Consider the following 15,646-nt stretch of genomic DNA (forward strand, 5'->3'; position numbering starts at 1 on the left):
TCCCTGGACGAGCCTACTGTGCGTAAGCTGCCGCGGTTCATCGCCTCCGATGGACCGGCTGGAACCGGGGTGCCATCCTGATCCGGTGACCCCCCTCGATGATCATTCCCAGCAACGGCGGCCGTTGTTCTTCCCTGTGGTGATCGCCACGGTGTTGCTGACGATCATCGGGATGATCGGTGGTTTCCTCCTGGGCGAGGAACGAAACAGGTCTGTTTCCACCCCTGAGGCGACACCGACCCTGAGCCTCGTCGACGGCCCGCTCTGCCCGGAACAGACACAGAAGGCCGGTGAGCTCCAGGGGGCGAGCGGTCAGCTGATCCAGGTGATGAGGGTTCGTACGACGCGCAAGACCGTGATCTGGATCTGCCAGGACCGGAAGGGGCAGCTCTACTATCACGCGAACAAGGGCGGCACCGACGCCGAATGGATCGAGAACAAGACGGCTCTCTTCCTGTCCGGGGTCTGGCAGGACGGCAACGGCGCCTACGTGGCGACGGCCGTCGACGGCGCCGTCTTCTCGGTCGACCGGAACCGGCTGCGGATCACCCACGCGGACGGCCGCGAGGAGACCCAGAAGGTGGTCGGGGAGTAAACCTGCCGGGGTTGTCGTTGGTCGTCGCGGGGGTACCTGGAAAGATTGTCCTTTGGTTCTCTTCCGGCCCTGACAATTCACGATCTTGGAGGTAGGGCACACCGTGGCCCAATACATCTACGTCCTGGAAAAGGCGCGCAAGGCGCACGGCGACAAAGTCGTGCTCGACAACGTGACGCTGAGCTTCCTGCCGGGCGCCAAGATCGGTGTGGTCGGCCCGAACGGCGCCGGTAAGTCCAGCCTTCTCAAGATCATGGCGGGGCTCGACAAGACGAGCAACGGCGAGGCCCGGCTCATGCCCGGCTACACCGTCGGCATGCTCGCCCAGGAGCCGCCGCTCAACGACGAGAAGACGGTCCTCGGCAACATCGAGGAAGCGGTCGCCGAGACCAAGGCCAAGCTCGCCCGGTTCAACGCGATCGCCGAGCAGATGGCCACCGACTACTCCGACGAGCTGATGGACGAGATGGGCAAGCTCCAGGAGGAGCTCGACCACCTCGACGCGTGGGACGTCGACTCGAAGCTCGAACTGGCGATGGACGCGCTGCGCTGCCCGCCGCCGGACGCCGACGTCACCCAGCTCTCCGGTGGTGAGCGCCGCCGTGTCGCGCTCTGCAAGCTGCTGCTCGAAGCGCCCGACCTGCTGCTGCTCGACGAGCCCACCAACCACCTGGACGCCGAGAGCGTGAGCTGGCTGGAGCAGCACCTGGCCAAGTACGCCGGCACCGTCCTGGCGATCACCCACGACCGGTACTTCCTGGACAACGTGGCCGGCTGGATCCTCGAGCTGGACCGCGGCCGGGCCATCGGCTACGAGGGCAACTACTCCACCTACCTGGAGAAGAAGGCGGCGCGTCTCTCGGTCGAGGGCCGCAAGGACGCCAAGATGAAGAAGCGCCTCGCCGAGGAGCTCGAGTGGGTGCGCTCGAACGCCAAGGCCCGCCAGACCAAGAGCAAGTCCCGCCTCGAGCGGTACGAGGAGATGGCCAGCGAAGCGGAGAAGACCCGCAAGCTGGACTTCGAGGAGATCCAGATCCCGCCGGGCCCGCGTCTGGGCAGCACGGTCATCGAGTCGAAGGACCTGGTCAAGGGCTTCGACGGGCGGACCCTCATCAACAACCTGTCGTTCTCGCTGCCGCGTAACGGCATCGTCGGCATCATCGGCCCGAACGGCGTCGGCAAGACCACGCTGTTCAAGACCATCGTCGGGCTGGAGAAGCCGGACGAGGGCAGCGTCCGCATCGGTGAGACGGTCAAGCTGTCGTACGTGGACCAGAGCCGCGCCGGCCTGGACCCCGCGAAGACCGTCTGGGAGGTCGTCTCCGACGGTCTCGACCACATGATGGTCGGCAAGGTCGAGATGCCGTCCCGGGCCTACGTCGCCGCGTTCGGCTTCAAGGGCCCGGACCAGCAGAAGCCGACGAAGGTGCTCTCCGGTGGCGAGCGCAACCGGCTCAACCTCGCGATGACGCTGAAGATCGGCGGCAACGTGATCCTGCTCGACGAGCCGACGAACGACCTGGACGTCGAGACGCTCTCCAGCCTGGAGAACGCGCTGCTCGAGTTCCCGGGCTGCGCCGTGGTCATCTCCCACGACCGGATGTTCCTCGACCGGGTCGCCACGCACATGCTGGCCTGGGAGGGCACCGACGAGGAGCCGGACAAGTGGTTCTGGTTCGAGGGCAACTTCGAGGCGTACGAGAAGAACAAGATCGACCGTCTCGGCGCCGAGGCTGCCCGGCCGCACCGGGTGACGTACCGCAAGCTCACCCGTGACTGATCGATTCATCTACGACGTGCCCGTGCGCTGGTCCGACATGGACGCGTACGGGCACGTCAACAACGCGCGCTTCCTCACCCTCTACGAGGAGGCCCGGGTCGCGATGTTCTTCGTCGGGGCCCGAGCGCACGGGCTGGGCTCCTTCGAGGAGGGCATCGTGATCGCCCGGCACGAGATCGACTACCTGCGGCCGGTCGACTACGGCGACCCGGTGCGGATCGAGATGTGGATCTCCGAGCTGAAGGTGGCGTCGTTCACCGTCGACTACGAACTCTTCGACGGCGGGGTGCTGGCCTCGAAGGCGCGCTCGGTCTGCGTGCCGTACAACCTGGCCGAGGGGCATCCGCGGCGGCTCTCCGCCGAGGAGAAGGACTTCCTCACGCCCTACTGGGTCCGGTCATGAGTGAGCACGGCCTGCTCGGGATCCCCGACGCAGGCGCGTTCCTGGCCCGCCTCACCCGCCTGGACCCGGCCGCACCGGTCCGCCTGCGCTCGTCCGGTGGGCGGACCGCGCTCTGGGCCCGGCTGCCCTGGGAGGTGCTGGTCACCCGGGAGGTGGCCGGGGCCGGTCCGGGTGACGCCACGGTCTCCGCCGCCGAACTGCTCGCGGTCCTCGCCGCCGGTGGCTCCGCTCTCCCCGAGCGGCGTGACGTGCTGTGGCGGTGGCCGTTGCCGCCGGCCGCCTCCCGCGCCGTCGAGGCGGTCGCCGGGGCCGAATTGGATCGGCTGGCGAGCGCCGCCGCGGTGACCCTGCGGGAGATCTCCACCGGCGGGATGGCCGGCCGTTCGGTCGGCCAGCGCGCGGTCCGGGACGCGTTGCTCGATCACGTCGCGCTGGTCGTCACACCCGACGAGGGCAACCCCGTCGAGGTCTCCCAGCGTCTTGTCCAGGCGGTCGCGCGGATGGGTTTCCTGGGTCCGCGGTCCGCCGGACCGACCGAGGCGCGGGTCCGGGTGGCGGGCAGTTGGGTGGGAATTTCTGCACCATATGGAGTAGCGTGGCGACAGAGCGTGCATAAATTGACCGTTACTCCGATGTCAACTCACCCGAAAGGGTGACGCCACATCGTTCTTACGGACCCGCCCTCCCGTTGGGGGGATGACCTTCAGGAACTGTACGGGTACCGTCGGCCCTCGGGTCCACCGCACGTCCAGCGGTGGGTCTGTTGGGGAGTGGGGGTGCACACGATGCCGTGGTGGTCTTGGCGTCCGGGGTCGGCTTCGGCGAACGAGCCGGACACCGGTGGCGAGGTGGCGGTGCAGAGCACCGTCCGCGTCGGAGTCCCGGCCCAGCGCGAGCCGTCCCGCAGCGCGGTTCCGACTGAACTGGCCGCGGCCGGGTCCTCTTCCGACCAGGTCGCTCCGGTCTCGCTCGCGCGGATCGGCAAGGCGCTCGATCTGCTCGACATCCGGTTCCTCGCCGACGGCGGCGGGAGCCTGCTCGCCATGTGGGAGCGGCACGCGGTGCTGTTCACTCTGGAGGGGCCCGACGACGAGATCCTGGTGATGCGGGCCCGCCCGCACGCGACGGTCCCGCCGGACTGGGCCGACCGGGCCTACCGCGTGGTGAACGAGTGGAACCACACCCGGCGGTTCTGCAAGGCCTACGTCGGCGATCCCACCGAGCGCGGCCAGCTGCCGATCTACGCGGAGTTGCAGGTGCCGCTCGCGGCCGGCGCTCACGACACCCTGCTCGTGGAGATGCTGGACTGTGGTGCCGCGGTGGCGACGTCGTTCGTGGACTGGCTCCACGACGAGGGCGCGCTGCTCTAGCGTTTCTCGCCGGCGGCGGAAACCGGGCGTCAGCTCAGCGGGAACATTCCCACCCGGCCGTGGTACTCGCGGCCGAGCTGGTCGGTGTCCGAGCCGACGAACATGCCCTGCGCGGTCACCAGGAACGCGCGGACGCCCACGCCACGGGACCGGGTCGGGTTCCACGGCAGCGCCTTGCCGGTGTTCGGGCTGACCGCGCCGATGCCGGGACGCGACACCGCACCCGGGCCGGGGCCGTTGCCGTCGGTGCCGTAGGGGTTGTCGAACCAGCGCTGGTGACCGCCGAGGTAGACGGCCGGTCCGGTGATCGCGACCGCGTAGAGCGAGTCACCGCCGGTCCGCTGCACCCAGGTGGGGTTGTGCCGGCCCGCGCCGCCGGTCTCGAACCGGGCCGCCGAGTCGCACAGCTTCTGCGCCGAGGAAGCCCGCCCGGTCGCCGCCACCACGGCGTAGGAGCCGTCCGGCGAGAACTTGACCTGCCGCAGATAGGTGTCGAAGCCCTTCATGCACGGCGGCTTGTAGGCGTCGGTGTACCAGTTCGACAGCATCGCCGACGGGCCTCCGACATCGAAGAGCGCGATCTGCGTACGGTCGTAGCCGCCCGATTTGAGGAATGCACCGACGGCGATCAGCTTGCGTCCGTCCGGAGAGACGTCGAAGTGCTCCACCCGGGTGCGCTTCAGTCCGGGACCGGAGAGGCGGGCGTCGAAGCCCTGGTCGACCGCGCCGGTCGAGGCGTTCAACCGGGCCAGCCCGACCCGGCCCACTCCGTTCACGGCCGAGAACGTCCCCGCCGCGTAGAGCTGGTTGCCCCGGGACGCGAGAGCACGGACGTCACCCCAGTTGATCCGGGCGCCGAACGAGCCGATCCGGCCGCCGTCGCGCAGCGAGACCCGGGCCAGGCCGCGCTGACCCGCTCCGTTCACCGACTTGAAGCCGCCGCCGAGGTAGACCGAGTAGTCGTCGCCCGCCGCGAGCGAGTAGATCGCCCCGTCCACCTGCGGCGCGAAGCTGCGGATCTCGCCGTCGTACAGGCCGAACGCGAAGATGTTCTTCCGGTTCAGGGTGACCCGCCGTTTCGCGTCGGCGACCCGGGTGAACGCGCCGCCGACCACCACCGTGTCGCCGACCAGCGCCAGCGCCCACACCGTGCCGTCCAGGACGTGCGGCGTCCAGTCGACCGGGTTGGCGGAGACGACCGCCGGATGGGCGCGGTCGGCCACGGCCGGGACGGCCGTGGCCGCCACGGGCACGGCGACGGCTGCCACGGCAGCGGCAGCGAGCAGGCGACGGCGCATGGAGATGCTCCTGTGATCGGTCGCGGACGGTCAACCGATCAACGAGTCACCCGCTGAGGGGACACTCAGGCATTGACCATGAAGTACGCGGCCCGCTCCAGATAGTCCCAGAGCGTGGCCCGGTGCTGCTCGGGCAGATCGAGCGAGTCCACCGCGACCTTCATATGGTGCAGCCAGGCATCCCGCGCGGCCTCGTCGACCCGGAACGGCGCATGCCGCATCCGCAGCCGCGGGTGCCCGCGCGAGGCCGAGTACGTGTTGGGGCCGCCCCAGTACTGCATCAGGAAGAGCGCGAGCCGGTCGGCGGCCGGTTCGAGGTCCTCCTCGGGGTACATCGGCCGCATCAGGGGGTCCTCGGCGACGCCCTCGTAGAACTTGTCCACGAGACGCCGGAACGTGGGCTCGCCACCGACGGCGTCGAAGAAGGATTCGGGTGCGCTCACCGTTCCATCCTGCCAGCCGCGTCCCGGCGGCTCAGGGGGCGTCGGGTGTGACGCTCGTCGTGGCCTTGCGCGCCGCCGGGACCTGGCCGTGACCGGCGGCCTCGGCGGCCCGCTCGGCGGCGTCGGCGAAGGTCGTCGGCCGGGGCCAGAAGATCGCGATGAGCAGCATGGCGAGGGTGCCGCCGATGCTCCACAGGCCCACCACCACGGGCAGCCGGAAGGAGTCGGCGAGCGTGCCGGTGATGATCACGGCGCTGAACTGGGTGAGCTGGACACCGCTGTTCACCACGCCGAACGCCCGCGCCCGGAACCCGTTCGGCAGGGCCAGCACGAACGTGGCGTTCAACGTCGGCATGATCGCGCCGTGGATGGTGCCGGCGAGCAGCACGAGCAGGGCCACCACCTCGGCCGGTGGCCCGGCGAGGCTGGGGACCAGCAGCAGCGGGGCGATCACGGCGAGCAGCGGGACCAGCCGGATCCGCCGGGCCGCCGGGACCAGCCGGTTGAACAGCACGCCGCCGATCACGAAGCCGAGCGGGCCGGCCGCCATGATCATGCCCTGGTCCAGGCCGCGAGCGGCCGGGCCGGAGGTACTCTCGCCGGCCCAGGCGGCGGCCAGGCCCTCCGGGACGATCGCGAAGACCGTCATGGTGAGGACGACCAGGGTGATCGTCCGCAGCACCCGGTCACCGAAGACCAGCCGGAAACCGGCGGAGGTCTCGCCGAGCAGGTGGGTGCGCGCGGAGCGGGCCACCTCGGTGGGCCGGCGCCGGATGCCGAACGCCACGAGCGCGGCCGAGACGGCGAAGGTGAGCACGTCGATGCCGAGCGCGATCCGGGGCGTGAGCGCCACTGACAGCGTGGCGCCGGCCAGGTATCCGATCACCTGCGCGGCCTGGCCGCTGGTCTGGTTGGTGGCCAGGGCCAGGGTGAGGTGCTCGCGGCGGACCACCAGCGGCAGCATCGCCGAACGCGCCGACCGGGCCGGCGGCGCGCCCAGGCCGGACGCGAAGAGCAGCAGGAACATGACGGCGACCGGCAGACCGGGCAGGAGCAGCAGGCCGATCAGCACCATCCGGCACAGGTCCGAGGTGATCATCACTCGCCGGTACGGGTACCGCTCGGCCAGCGCCGACAGCAGCGGCCCGAAGATCCACGGCACATAGCTGATCGCGAACGCGATCGCGGAGAGCAGGGCGGACCGGCTCTGGTGGAAGACGAGCGCGGTGACGGCGGCCCGGGAGAGGTAGTCGCCGATCCCGTTGACCTGGTTGGAGAGGAAGAGGGCCCGGAACTCGCGCAGAGCGAAGATCTCTCGGAAGGTAACCGATCCTTCGCTCTGCGTAACCGCGTCGGCCACAGAGCTCGGCCGTGCGGGTTGATCTGACACCGAGCCCTCCATCGCGGTCGACGATCACCGAGGGCTTCCCGGGCGCGAACGTACGTTTAGCGGGATTGTGCCCGATCGTCCGAGCCCACGCTAGGGCAGTTGGGTCAAAAATCGGCCAAACGGTCGAGGGCGGACCTTCCGGCTCATCGCGTATGACCTGGTCAGGAACCGCCGCCCGGTCGGGGCTCGGAGGCGGAAGGCGAGGAATTCTCCGGTCCGGTGAGCCAGGCCGGCGGGATCGCGCTGCGCGGGCCGAGCCGGGAGGCGGCGATCCTCTCCGAGATGCCGGCGGCGTCCAGCGCGTCGGTCAGCGCCCGGCGCAGCGCGCCCTGCAGGACCGGTTGCGCGTCCGCGGTGGTCTTGGCGATCGTACGGATCACCGCGCCGTCCACGGTCAGCTGCTCGACACCGACGACGTCCGGTGCCTCCAGGAACTCCGTCTGGTGCTCGGGTTCGGCGGCGACCGCCTCGGCGGCCCGGCGCATCACGCTGACCGCCTCCTCGGCGTTCACGAACCCGATCGGGATGTCGACGACGACCATGGCCCAGCCCTGGCTCTTGTTCCCGACCCGGACGATCTCGCCGTTGCGGATGTACCAGAGCACGCCCCGCGCGTCGCGGACCGTGGTGATCCGCAGGCCGACGCTCTCCACCACGCCGGTGGCCTCGCCGACGTCGACCGTGTCGCCCACGCCGTACTGGTCCTCCAGCAGCATGAACAGGCCCGCGATCAAGTCCTTGACCAGGCTCTGCGCGCCGAAACCGATCGCCACGCCGACGATGCCGGCGCTGGCCAGCAGCGGTGCCAGGTTGAAGCCGAACTCACCCAGCACCAGCAGTCCGGCGATCGTGAAGACCACCGCGCTCACGAAGCTCCGTAGCACCGAGCCGATCGCGGTGGCCCGCTGCCGGCGCCGCTCGGGTATGAACTGGCCCTCCTCGGCCGACGTCGACACCTTCTCCTTGAGCGGCTTCAGCAGCGCCGGCATCGCGGCGCGCGAGGTGCTCTGGGCCAGGCGGTCGATCGCCCGGTGCAGCAGCCACCGGATCAGCATCGCGATCAGGATGATCCCGATGATCCGGAGCGGCTTGATGAAGATGACGTAGCTGCTGGCGGCCAGCCAGGTGTTACCGGTCCAGTCGAGCACCTGCTTGCAGAGCGCGTCGTTGCTGCAGGCCGCGGTGACGTCGATGCTCGGCAGCTCGGTGGGCCACGACGAGCCGGACGGAGTAGGAGTCGGAGCTAGTTGAACCACGGGAAGTCAAAGTACCGGGTCGGCCTGAGGGGAGAACTCTGACGTTTACCGTCTGGCCACACATTGCGCTGGTAATTGGGTCATCCATCAGGGACTATTGGCGCACGGGCACTCGTTTTCGAGGCCTGGATCACACACGCATGGGCTATTGGGAGCGGTTGCAGCGACTGACACCGGAGGGTGATCGCGATGCCTGACATACGACCCACAGTGGGCTCTTCCGCGTTAGTGCTGAACGCTACCTACGAGCCGCTGTGCGTCGTATCGGTGCGTCGGGCGACCATTCTTCTGCTGACCGCCAAGGCGGAGTGCGTCTCCGACGGCGACGGCATGCTGCACAGCGCGCACCACACCCTCGCCGTCCCGTCCGTCGTCCGCCTCACCCGCTACGTGAAGGTGCCCTACCGGACCCATGTCGGCCTGTCCCGCCGGGCCATCTTCGCCCGGGACGGCGGCCGGTGCGCCTACTGCCGGGGATCGGCCGAGACCATCGACCACGTCTTCCCGCGCAGCCGCGGAGGGCTGCACGCGTGGGAGAACGTGGTGGCCGCCTGCGCCAAGTGCAACCACAGCAAGGGCGACAAGACGCCGGCCGAACTCGGCTGGCGGTTACACGCCCTGCCGGCGGCGCCCCGGGGGGTCGCCTGGCGGGTGCTCGGGCACCGGACCCCGGACCCCCGGTGGATGGACTGGCTGGACATGCCGTCCGCCCACGCCGAGGCCGAGGCGGCATAGCCGCCCGGCCTCTTTCTGTTCTTCAGCGCGTGTCGACCAGCGAGGCGAAGACGACGACGTTGTCGGCGTAGCCTCCCCGCGCGTCCCCCAGCCAGTCGCCGCCGCAGGTCATCAGCCGCAGCGACGGCCGGCTGTAATCGCCGTAGACCCGCTGCACCGGCAGATCGTCCTTGTCGAACTTCTCCACCGAGTTCACCTCGAAGATCGCGGTGGTGCCGTCCGCGCGGCTCACCTCGATCTCCTGCCCCGGCTTCATCCGGTGCAGATCGTGGAAGACCGACGGGCCGGTACGGGTGTCGGCGTGCCCGACCAGCAGCGCCGGCCCGAACTGACCCGGGGTGGGCCCGCCGTCGAACCAGCCGGCCTCGTTGTGCCGTTTCAGCGGCGGCACCCCGACGGAGCCGTCGTCGGCCAGGCCCACTTCGAGGACCGGCGCGGACACGTCGATCGCCGGGATCTCCAGCCGTTCCGGGCGGCTCGGCTCCAGCACCGGGAACGCCCGGGGCGGCGGCTCGTCCGGTCCGCGGAACCAGCCGCCCACATCGAAACCGGTCGCGAAGCCGAGGCCGAGGCCGACCGCGAAGAGCCCGAGGAAGCAGAGGACCAGCGCGACCAGCGCGATCGGTCCGGCCGTGCGGCCACGCCGGACCCGTGGCTTCGGGCCGCCGATGCGCGGACGGGGGATGCGAAAGGGGGAGCGTCCGCGTACCGGCGGGGTGGGTGGCAGTGGCCCGGTCACCACTCCCGGCGGCGGCGCGGTGATCACCTGGGCCGGCCGCTTGCGCTGCACGGATGCGGGCACGCGGGAGTTGCCCGGCACCCGGTCCTGACTCGCCACCGCCGCCTCAGCCGAGACGCCGGCGGCGGATCGAGACGACCGCGAGGACGAGCCCGGCCACTATCGCGCCGAGACCACCCCCGACGAGCAGCGACGCGCCCGGCCCCGGTGCGGTGCCACCACCGCCGGTGGCCGGGCCGCGGGTCGGCTCCACCTTCGCCACGACGTGCAGCGTGGCGGTCGCGTTGCCGCCGCCGTCGGGGCAGCGCAGGGCCACCGGGTAGTCGCCCGGCTCGGTGTCGCCGGGCACCAGGACGGTGGCGGTGAGGAAGCCGACGTCGGGCTGCACCGTCACCTCGCCGATCGGCTCGGCGTTGACCGTGGCCGGCTTGAGGTTGTCGTCGCACGAGGCCCGGAGCGAGAGGTCCTCACCGGCCGGGACCGTGCTGGGGTTGAGTTCGATGAAGACGGCCGCGGCGGCCTGGACAGGCGTGCCGGCGAGAGCCAGCATGATGGCGGACACCGCCGCAGCGGCAGGGACGGACAGGCGCATGGAATCCCCCCTCCTTGCCGTTCACGGCGGAAAAGACGTGGACGGCGCGTGAGGGTGATTTTCGCACCTCCGGACACATTCCGCGTAGATCCCGACGGCGTGAGACGCCGGTTCGAGACCCGACGCTCCGGTACGACACGCGCTCCGCTACCGTGATTGATGTTCGGAATAAATGGAGTCACCGGCGCCTGGGGGCGTTCAGTTGTCTGTAATCAGCACCGTTCTGGTCTTTGTGATCATTCCGGCCGTGGTCATCGGGGCGGTGGCGACGCTCGTCCTCTCCAGTTCTGATCGAGCCAAGCCGTCGCGCCGCTACCGTCCGGGCCAGTCCTTCGACTTCCCGGCCATGTGGTTCTCGGCTGCCCCGGAGAAGACCGCCGCGCCGGTCTCGCACGCCGTCGAGCACGGACTCGTCATCGAGGACAGTTCCGGCGCTCCGGTCCGGCCCGGCCCGACAGGAGGCGCAAGTGACAAGTGGTGAGCTCGCGCAGCTCGAGCAGCCGGCCGACGGTCCCTTCACGACCCGCCAGCTGCTGCGTCTCGACGAGGCGCTCCGGATCGCCGACCAGGCGACCGGCCTGAACTTCAGCATCTACCTCGGTGAGCTCGGGGACCCCACCCGGGAGTCGGCCGAGGAGCTGCACCGCAAGACCCGCACGCCGCAGCGCTCGGTGCTGATCGCGGTCTCGCCGAACCAGCGCAAGCTCGAGATCGTCACCGGTTCCGACGCGCGCAAGCGGATCTCCGACCGGGACGCCAAGCTGGCCGGCCTGTCGATGGCCGCGTCGTTCGCCGGCGGTGACCTGGCCGGCGGCCTGCTGATCGGGATCGACCAGCTCGCGTCGCACGCGGGCAAATCCTGACGGTTACAGCTTCACCCTGATCGGGTACGGGGCGTCGAGGCGGACCGCTTCGGCGCCCGTCACGTCTTCCGCGGCCTGGTAAGCGTCACCGCTGAGGGTGAAAGTGCGCAGAATCGGCCCGTCCTCCACCCGCCAGAACCGGGGAATGCCGGCGGCGGCGTAGATGGCGGGCTTGAGCAGCCGGTCGTAGTGCCGGGTCTCCTCGGACTCCACCTCGACCACCAGTGCCACATCGGACGGGCTGGCCCAGATCTTGCCGGCCGACCGCGGGCGCAGCACGGTGATGTCGGGCACCAGGTTGCTCGACCCGGTGTCGATGCCGGACCGGTCGCACACCCACCAGCCCTCCGGTGCCGCCGCGCGCAGCGTCTCGACCAGGGACGCCACCACGGCCTCGTGCCGCCTGTCCACCGGAGGGGTGACGTGCAGGCCGCCGTCGACGATCTCGTATCGATGGCCGTCCTGCGGGAACAGATGCAGATCGGGCTCGGTCCACCGGCCGTCCGGCGCGCTCCAGCGCGCCGCGGCACCCTGGCTCTGCATCGTCACAGGACCCACCTCCATTGCCGGGAGTGCAAGCGTACTCACACAGAGTTGTTACCGGCATGTCATAGACATGAAAAAAGCCCCCGCTCCGAGGCCGGAGCGGGGGCTTGGAAGGTTCCTATTCGCCGCGGTCCTTCGCGCGGGCCTTGAGCGCCCGCTCGATGCCGTCCCGGCCCTCGGCGACCAGGCGCCGCAGCGACGCCGGCTGGCCGTCGCGCTCCAGCCAAGCGCTGGTGAGCGCCACCGTCTCCTCGCTGATCTGGTACGCCGGGTACGCCAGCGTGGCGAACTCCTGCGCCGGCTCGCTGTCCGACCGGGCCCACACGTCCCCGACCACCTCGAAGAACTTCTCCGCGAACGGGGCGGTGAGAGCCACCTGGCGGGTGCTCTGGAAGCCCTGCAGCAGCGACCGGTTCTTCCAGTTCGGCAGCGTCTGGGGCCCGGTGAGCTCGGCCCAGACCCGGGCCTTGTTCTCCGCGGTCGGGACCAGCGCGTGCGCGATGGCCGCCTCCCGCTCGCCGCTCGCGGTGCGGTCGCCGGCCAGCTCCTGCTCGATCTCCTCCGGGCTGGCGGCGCCGAGCGCGGCCAGACCCTGCAGCAGGCTCCAGCGCAGCTCGGTGTCGACCACCAGGCCCTCGGGCCGGGAGTCGCCGGAGAACCAGCCGCGCAGCACGGCCGCCTCCTCCGGCGTGCGGGCCGCGGTGATGAACGCCCGCGCCCAGGTGAGCTGCCAGCCGCTGCCCGGCTCGGCGGCGGCGAGCTGCGCCTGCGCCAGGTCGGCCAGCATCTTCCAGCCGGTCGGGTTCCACGCCGGGTCGGCGAAGCTGGTCAGCGCCATGCCGGCCTGCCGCAGCGTCGCCGTCGTGAGGTTGATGTCGGTCTCGGCCGGCAACCCCGCCACGACCAGCGCGACGTAGTCCCGCGCGGCCATCTCGGCGTCGCGCAGCATGTCCCACGCGGCCGCCCAGCAGAGCGCCCGCGGCAGCGCCGAGTCGAACCCGGCGATGTGCCCGACCAGCGTGCCGAGGGAACGCTCGTCCAGCCGCAGCTTCGCGTACGTCAGGTCCTCGTCGTTGACCAGCAGCAGGTCCGGCGCCTTCACCCCGGCCAGCGCGGTGATCTCGGTGCGCTCGCCGGCGACGTCCGCCTCGATCAGCTCGCGGCGCACCAGCCGGTCGCCGTCCAGGTCGTACAGGCCGATGCCGATCCGGTGGGTGCGCAGCGTCGGGTAGCCGGCCGGCGCCTCCTGCTGCACGACCACGCTGCCGTAGTCGCCGTCCGCGTCGATCTCGACGACCGGGCGCAGCGTGTTGACCTGCGCGGTCTCCAGCCACTGGGCGGCGAACTTGCGCAGCTCCCGGCCGGAAGCCGTCTCCAGCTCGGTGAGCAGGTCGTCGAAGGTGGCGTTGCCCCAGGCGTGCTTCGCGAAGTACGCCCGCAGGCCGGTGAGGAACGGGTCCAGGCCGACGTAGGCGACCAGCTGCTTGATGACGCTGGCGCCCTTGGCGTACGTGATGCCGTCGAAGTTGACCTCGACGGCCTCCAGGTCCGGCATCTCGCAGTAGACCGGGTGGGTCGAGGAGAGCTGGTCCTGCCGGTAGCCCCAGGCCTTGCGGATCGACAGGAACGTCGACCAGGCGTCGGAGAACCGGGTGGCCTCGGTGTTGCACCAGTGGCTCGCCCACTCGGCGAACGACTCGTTCAGCCACAGGTCGTTCCACCAGCGCATGGTGACCAGGTCGCCGAACCACATGTGGGCCAGCTCGTGCAGGATCGTGTTGGCGCGCTGCTCGTACTCGTAGTCGGTCACCTGCGAGCGGAAGATGTAGTGCGCCTCGGCGTGCGTGACGCAGCCGAAGTTCTCCATCGCGCCGGCGTTGAAGTCCGGCACCCAGAGCTGGTCGTACTTCGGCAGCGGGTAGCGCACCCCGAACTGCTCGTGGAAGAAGTCGAAGCCCTGCTTGGTGATGAGGAACAGGTCGTCGGCGTCCAGGTACTGCGCCATCGAGGCCCGGCAGAAGACGCCGAGGTCGATGCCGTCGTGCGAGTCGCGGACCTCGTGGTACGGACCCGCGCAGATCGCCGTGATGTAGGTGCTCATCCGCGGCGAGACGGCGAAGTGGATCTTCTTGGCGCCCGGGCCGGCCGGCTCCTCGGACTCGACCGGCATGTTCGAGATGACCTTCCAGTGCGCCGGCACCGTGGCACGCCAGGTGAAGACACTCTTGAGGTCGGGCTGGTCGAAGCAGGCGTACGTGCGCTGCGCGTCCGCCGTCTCGAACTGGCTGTAGAGGTAGGTCTCCTGGTCGACCGGGTCGAGGCTCTGCTGCAGACCCTGCCCGCTCGCCGAGTATCCGAAGTCGCCGTCGACGACCAGGGTGTTCTCGGCGGCCAGACCGGTCAGCGCCAGGCCCTTCTCGGCCGTCCACGCGCTGATGTCGACCGGCTCGCCGTTCAGCGTCGCGGAGTGGATCTTCGAGGCGGCGGCTTCAATGAACGTATCCGCGCCGGGCTCGGCGCACTTGAATGTGATCGCTGTGGTGGACCGGAACGTATCGGAGCCGGGGTTGCCGTGCCCGTCGGTCAGGTCAAGGGTGATGTCATACCCGGTCACCTCGAGCAATCGACTACGCTCCGCAGCCTCGACCTGGGTCAGGTTGTGAACACCGGCCACGTGCACTCTCCTTCGAGCTTCGAGCTGACTTCTTTTTACGTTCCTCGAAGCCTATGCGCCTATCGCGACCGAACTCACCCCGACCGCCCACCCGGAAAGGTGGAAGATCGAGCCATGACTGAACGTGCCACCGTCGACATGTGGTTCGACCCCCTCTGCCCGTGGGCCTGGATGACCTCGCGCTGGCTGCTGGAGGTGGAGAAGGTCCGTCCACTGGACATCCGTTTCAACGTGATGAGCCTGGCGGTCCTCAACGAGGGCCGCGACCTCCCCGAGCAGTACCAGGAACTGATGCGCAAGGGCTGGGGCCCGGTCCGCGTCTGCATCGCCGCCGCCGAGGCCGCCGGGCCGGAGGTGCTGCGTGACCTCTACACCGCGCTCGGCACCCGGATCCACCTGAAGGAGTACGAGCTCGACGAGAAGCTCTTCACCGAGGCGTTGACCGAGGTCGGCCTCGATCCCGCGCTGGCCGCGGCCGCGACCACCGACGAGCGGGACGAGGCGCTGCGGGCCAGCCACAACGCCGGCATGAAACCGGTCGGCACCGACGTCGGCACCCCGGTGATCCACGCGCCGGGCCCGAACCCGGGCGAGACCGTCGCGTTCTTCGGCCCGGTGGTCACGCCGGCGCCCAAGGGCGAGGCCGCGGGCAAGCTCTGGGACGGCGTCGTGCTGGTGGCCGGCACCCCCGGCTTCTACGAACTGAAGCGCAGCCGGGACCTGGGTCCCATTTTCGACTGACCTGGAAGTGGTTGCCGTCGGGTGGCGTTCGGGCGAAATCCCGACGCTCGGACGCCACCTGGTCGTTGGATGAGGTGTACATCACGTCGAGTCCGGAGGCCGGTATGCCCGAGAGTGAATCCACGTCGACGTTTGGCGTCCAGCGTGGCGTTTGGGCTGATCTGCCCCCTGATGTCGCCGGTCTCGTGGCGCCACCGGTGATCGTTACGGCCAGCCCGCTC

17 protein-coding genes are annotated in these 15,646 nt (G+C 69.9%); 9 read left to right on the plus strand and 8 right to left on the minus strand.

Annotated features, from left to right (window positions below):
- Window positions 1-85 precede the first annotated feature (85 nt).
- The 5 genes from EP757_RS15920 (at window position 86) to EP757_RS15940 (ending at window position 4,148) form a co-directional block, all read left to right on the plus strand.
- Complete coding sequence (locus EP757_RS15920; RefSeq protein ID WP_232050528.1) at window positions 86-595, plus strand: hypothetical protein; 510 nt, start codon at window positions 86-88, stop codon at window positions 593-595.
- 103 nt (window positions 596-698) lie between these two features.
- Window positions 699-2,375: an energy-dependent translational throttle protein EttA gene (gene ettA / locus EP757_RS15925; protein ID WP_127554265.1), complete on the plus strand. Its 1,677-nt coding sequence runs from the start codon at window positions 699-701 to the stop codon at window positions 2,373-2,375.
- Window positions 2,368-2,778, plus strand: a complete 411-nt coding sequence (locus EP757_RS15930) for a thioesterase family protein (protein WP_127546860.1) — start codon at window positions 2,368-2,370, stop codon at window positions 2,776-2,778. The genes ettA and EP757_RS15930 overlap by 8 nt, the downstream gene beginning before the upstream one ends.
- Window positions 2,775-3,434, plus strand: coding sequence for a hypothetical protein (locus EP757_RS15935; protein ID WP_127546862.1), 660 nt, complete (start codon window positions 2,775-2,777; stop codon window positions 3,432-3,434). Before EP757_RS15930 ends, EP757_RS15935 begins: the two co-directional genes overlap by 4 nt.
- Window positions 3,435-3,563: 129 nt before the next feature.
- A complete protein-coding gene (locus tag EP757_RS15940; RefSeq protein ID WP_127546864.1) occupies window positions 3,564-4,148 on the plus strand; it encodes a YbjN domain-containing protein in 585 nt (194 codons plus the stop codon).
- Window positions 4,149-4,177: 29 nt separating this feature from the next.
- Here EP757_RS15940 and EP757_RS15945 read toward each other — a convergent pair whose 3' ends face one another.
- The 4 genes from EP757_RS15945 to EP757_RS15960 all read right to left on the minus strand — a co-directional run bounded on the left by EP757_RS15945 (window position 4,178) and on the right by EP757_RS15960 (window position 8,535).
- A complete protein-coding gene (locus EP757_RS15945) occupies window positions 4,178-5,446 on the minus strand; it encodes a delta-60 repeat domain-containing protein (protein WP_127546866.1) in 1,269 nt (422 codons plus the stop codon).
- A gap of 65 nt (window positions 5,447-5,511) precedes the next feature.
- The gene (locus EP757_RS15950; RefSeq protein WP_127546868.1) at window positions 5,512-5,889 is read right to left on the minus strand and encodes a globin; all 378 of its coding nucleotides are present in this window, start codon (window positions 5,887-5,889) and stop codon (window positions 5,512-5,514) included.
- Between the two features lie 31 nt (window positions 5,890-5,920).
- Window positions 5,921-7,249, minus strand: coding sequence for an MFS transporter (locus tag EP757_RS15955; RefSeq protein ID WP_232050529.1), 1,329 nt, complete (start codon window positions 7,247-7,249; stop codon window positions 5,921-5,923).
- A gap of 191 nt (window positions 7,250-7,440) precedes the next feature.
- Window positions 7,441-8,535: a mechanosensitive ion channel family protein gene (locus tag EP757_RS15960; RefSeq protein WP_370457824.1), complete on the minus strand. Its 1,095-nt coding sequence runs from the start codon at window positions 8,533-8,535 to the stop codon at window positions 7,441-7,443.
- Window positions 8,536-8,724: 189 nt separating this feature from the next.
- Here EP757_RS15960 and EP757_RS15965 point away from each other — a divergent pair, with 189 nt between their 5' ends.
- On the plus strand, window positions 8,725-9,270 hold the full coding sequence (locus tag EP757_RS15965; protein WP_127546872.1) for an HNH endonuclease: 546 nt from the start codon (window positions 8,725-8,727) through the stop codon (window positions 9,268-9,270).
- Between the two features lie 22 nt (window positions 9,271-9,292).
- Here EP757_RS15965 and EP757_RS15970 read toward each other — a convergent pair whose 3' ends face one another.
- A complete protein-coding gene (locus EP757_RS15970; protein ID WP_127546874.1) occupies window positions 9,293-10,108 on the minus strand; it encodes a class F sortase in 816 nt (271 codons plus the stop codon).
- A 7-nt stretch (window positions 10,109-10,115) separates the two neighbouring features.
- Window positions 10,116-10,601: a hypothetical protein gene (locus EP757_RS15975; RefSeq protein WP_127546876.1), complete on the minus strand. Its 486-nt coding sequence runs from the start codon at window positions 10,599-10,601 to the stop codon at window positions 10,116-10,118.
- A gap of 247 nt (window positions 10,602-10,848) precedes the next feature.
- Here EP757_RS15975 and EP757_RS15980 point away from each other — a divergent pair, with 247 nt between their 5' ends.
- Both EP757_RS15980 and EP757_RS15985 read left to right on the plus strand, forming a co-directional pair.
- Window positions 10,849-11,082 (plus strand): hypothetical protein, encoded by a 234-nt coding sequence (locus EP757_RS15980; RefSeq protein ID WP_232050530.1) that lies wholly within the window; start codon window positions 10,849-10,851, stop codon window positions 11,080-11,082.
- The gene (locus EP757_RS15985) at window positions 11,069-11,464 is read left to right on the plus strand and encodes a DUF5130 family protein (RefSeq protein WP_127546880.1); all 396 of its coding nucleotides are present in this window, start codon (window positions 11,069-11,071) and stop codon (window positions 11,462-11,464) included. Before EP757_RS15980 ends, EP757_RS15985 begins: the two co-directional genes overlap by 14 nt.
- Before the next feature lie 3 nt (window positions 11,465-11,467).
- Here the strand turns inward: EP757_RS15985 and EP757_RS15990 are convergent, their stop codons facing one another.
- Window positions 11,468-12,007 (minus strand): Uma2 family endonuclease, encoded by a 540-nt coding sequence (locus EP757_RS15990; protein ID WP_232050677.1) that lies wholly within the window; start codon window positions 12,005-12,007, stop codon window positions 11,468-11,470.
- A 121-nt stretch (window positions 12,008-12,128) separates the two neighbouring features.
- Window positions 12,129-14,684, minus strand: coding sequence for an aminopeptidase N (gene pepN / locus EP757_RS15995; protein WP_127546884.1), 2,556 nt, complete (start codon window positions 14,682-14,684; stop codon window positions 12,129-12,131).
- Window positions 14,685-14,798: 114 nt separating this feature from the next.
- Here pepN and EP757_RS16000 point away from each other — a divergent pair, with 114 nt between their 5' ends.
- Window positions 14,799-15,425 (plus strand): disulfide bond formation protein DsbA, encoded by a 627-nt coding sequence (locus EP757_RS16000; protein ID WP_127546886.1) that lies wholly within the window; start codon window positions 14,799-14,801, stop codon window positions 15,423-15,425.
- Window positions 15,426-15,646 lie beyond the last annotated feature (221 nt).

Source organism: Actinoplanes sp. OR16 (assembly GCF_004001265.1).
In the GTDB taxonomy this organism is placed as follows: domain Bacteria; phylum Actinomycetota; class Actinomycetes; order Mycobacteriales; family Micromonosporaceae; genus Actinoplanes.

Bases quoted from the DNA above. Each gene is read 5' to 3' on its own strand.
- EP757_RS15935 (WP_127546862.1), top strand. From the start codon at position 2,775: ATGAGTGAGCACGGCCTGCTCGGGATCCCCGACGCAGGCGCGTTCCTG.
- EP757_RS15940 (WP_127546864.1), top strand. From the start codon at position 3,564: ATGCCGTGGTGGTCTTGGCGTCCGGGGTCGGCTTCGGCGAACGAGCCG.
- EP757_RS15945 (WP_127546866.1), bottom strand. From the start codon at position 5,446: ATGCGCCGTCGCCTGCTCGCTGCCGCTGCCGTGGCAGCCGTCGCCGTG.
- EP757_RS15965 (WP_127546872.1), top strand. From the start codon at position 8,725: ATGCCTGACATACGACCCACAGTGGGCTCTTCCGCGTTAGTGCTGAAC.
- EP757_RS15975 (WP_127546876.1), bottom strand. From the start codon at position 10,601: ATGCGCCTGTCCGTCCCTGCCGCTGCGGCGGTGTCCGCCATCATGCTG.
- EP757_RS15990 (WP_232050677.1), bottom strand. From the start codon at position 12,007: ATGCAGAGCCAGGGTGCCGCGGCGCGCTGGAGCGCGCCGGACGGCCGG.
- EP757_RS16000 (WP_127546886.1), top strand. From the start codon at position 14,799: ATGACTGAACGTGCCACCGTCGACATGTGGTTCGACCCCCTCTGCCCG.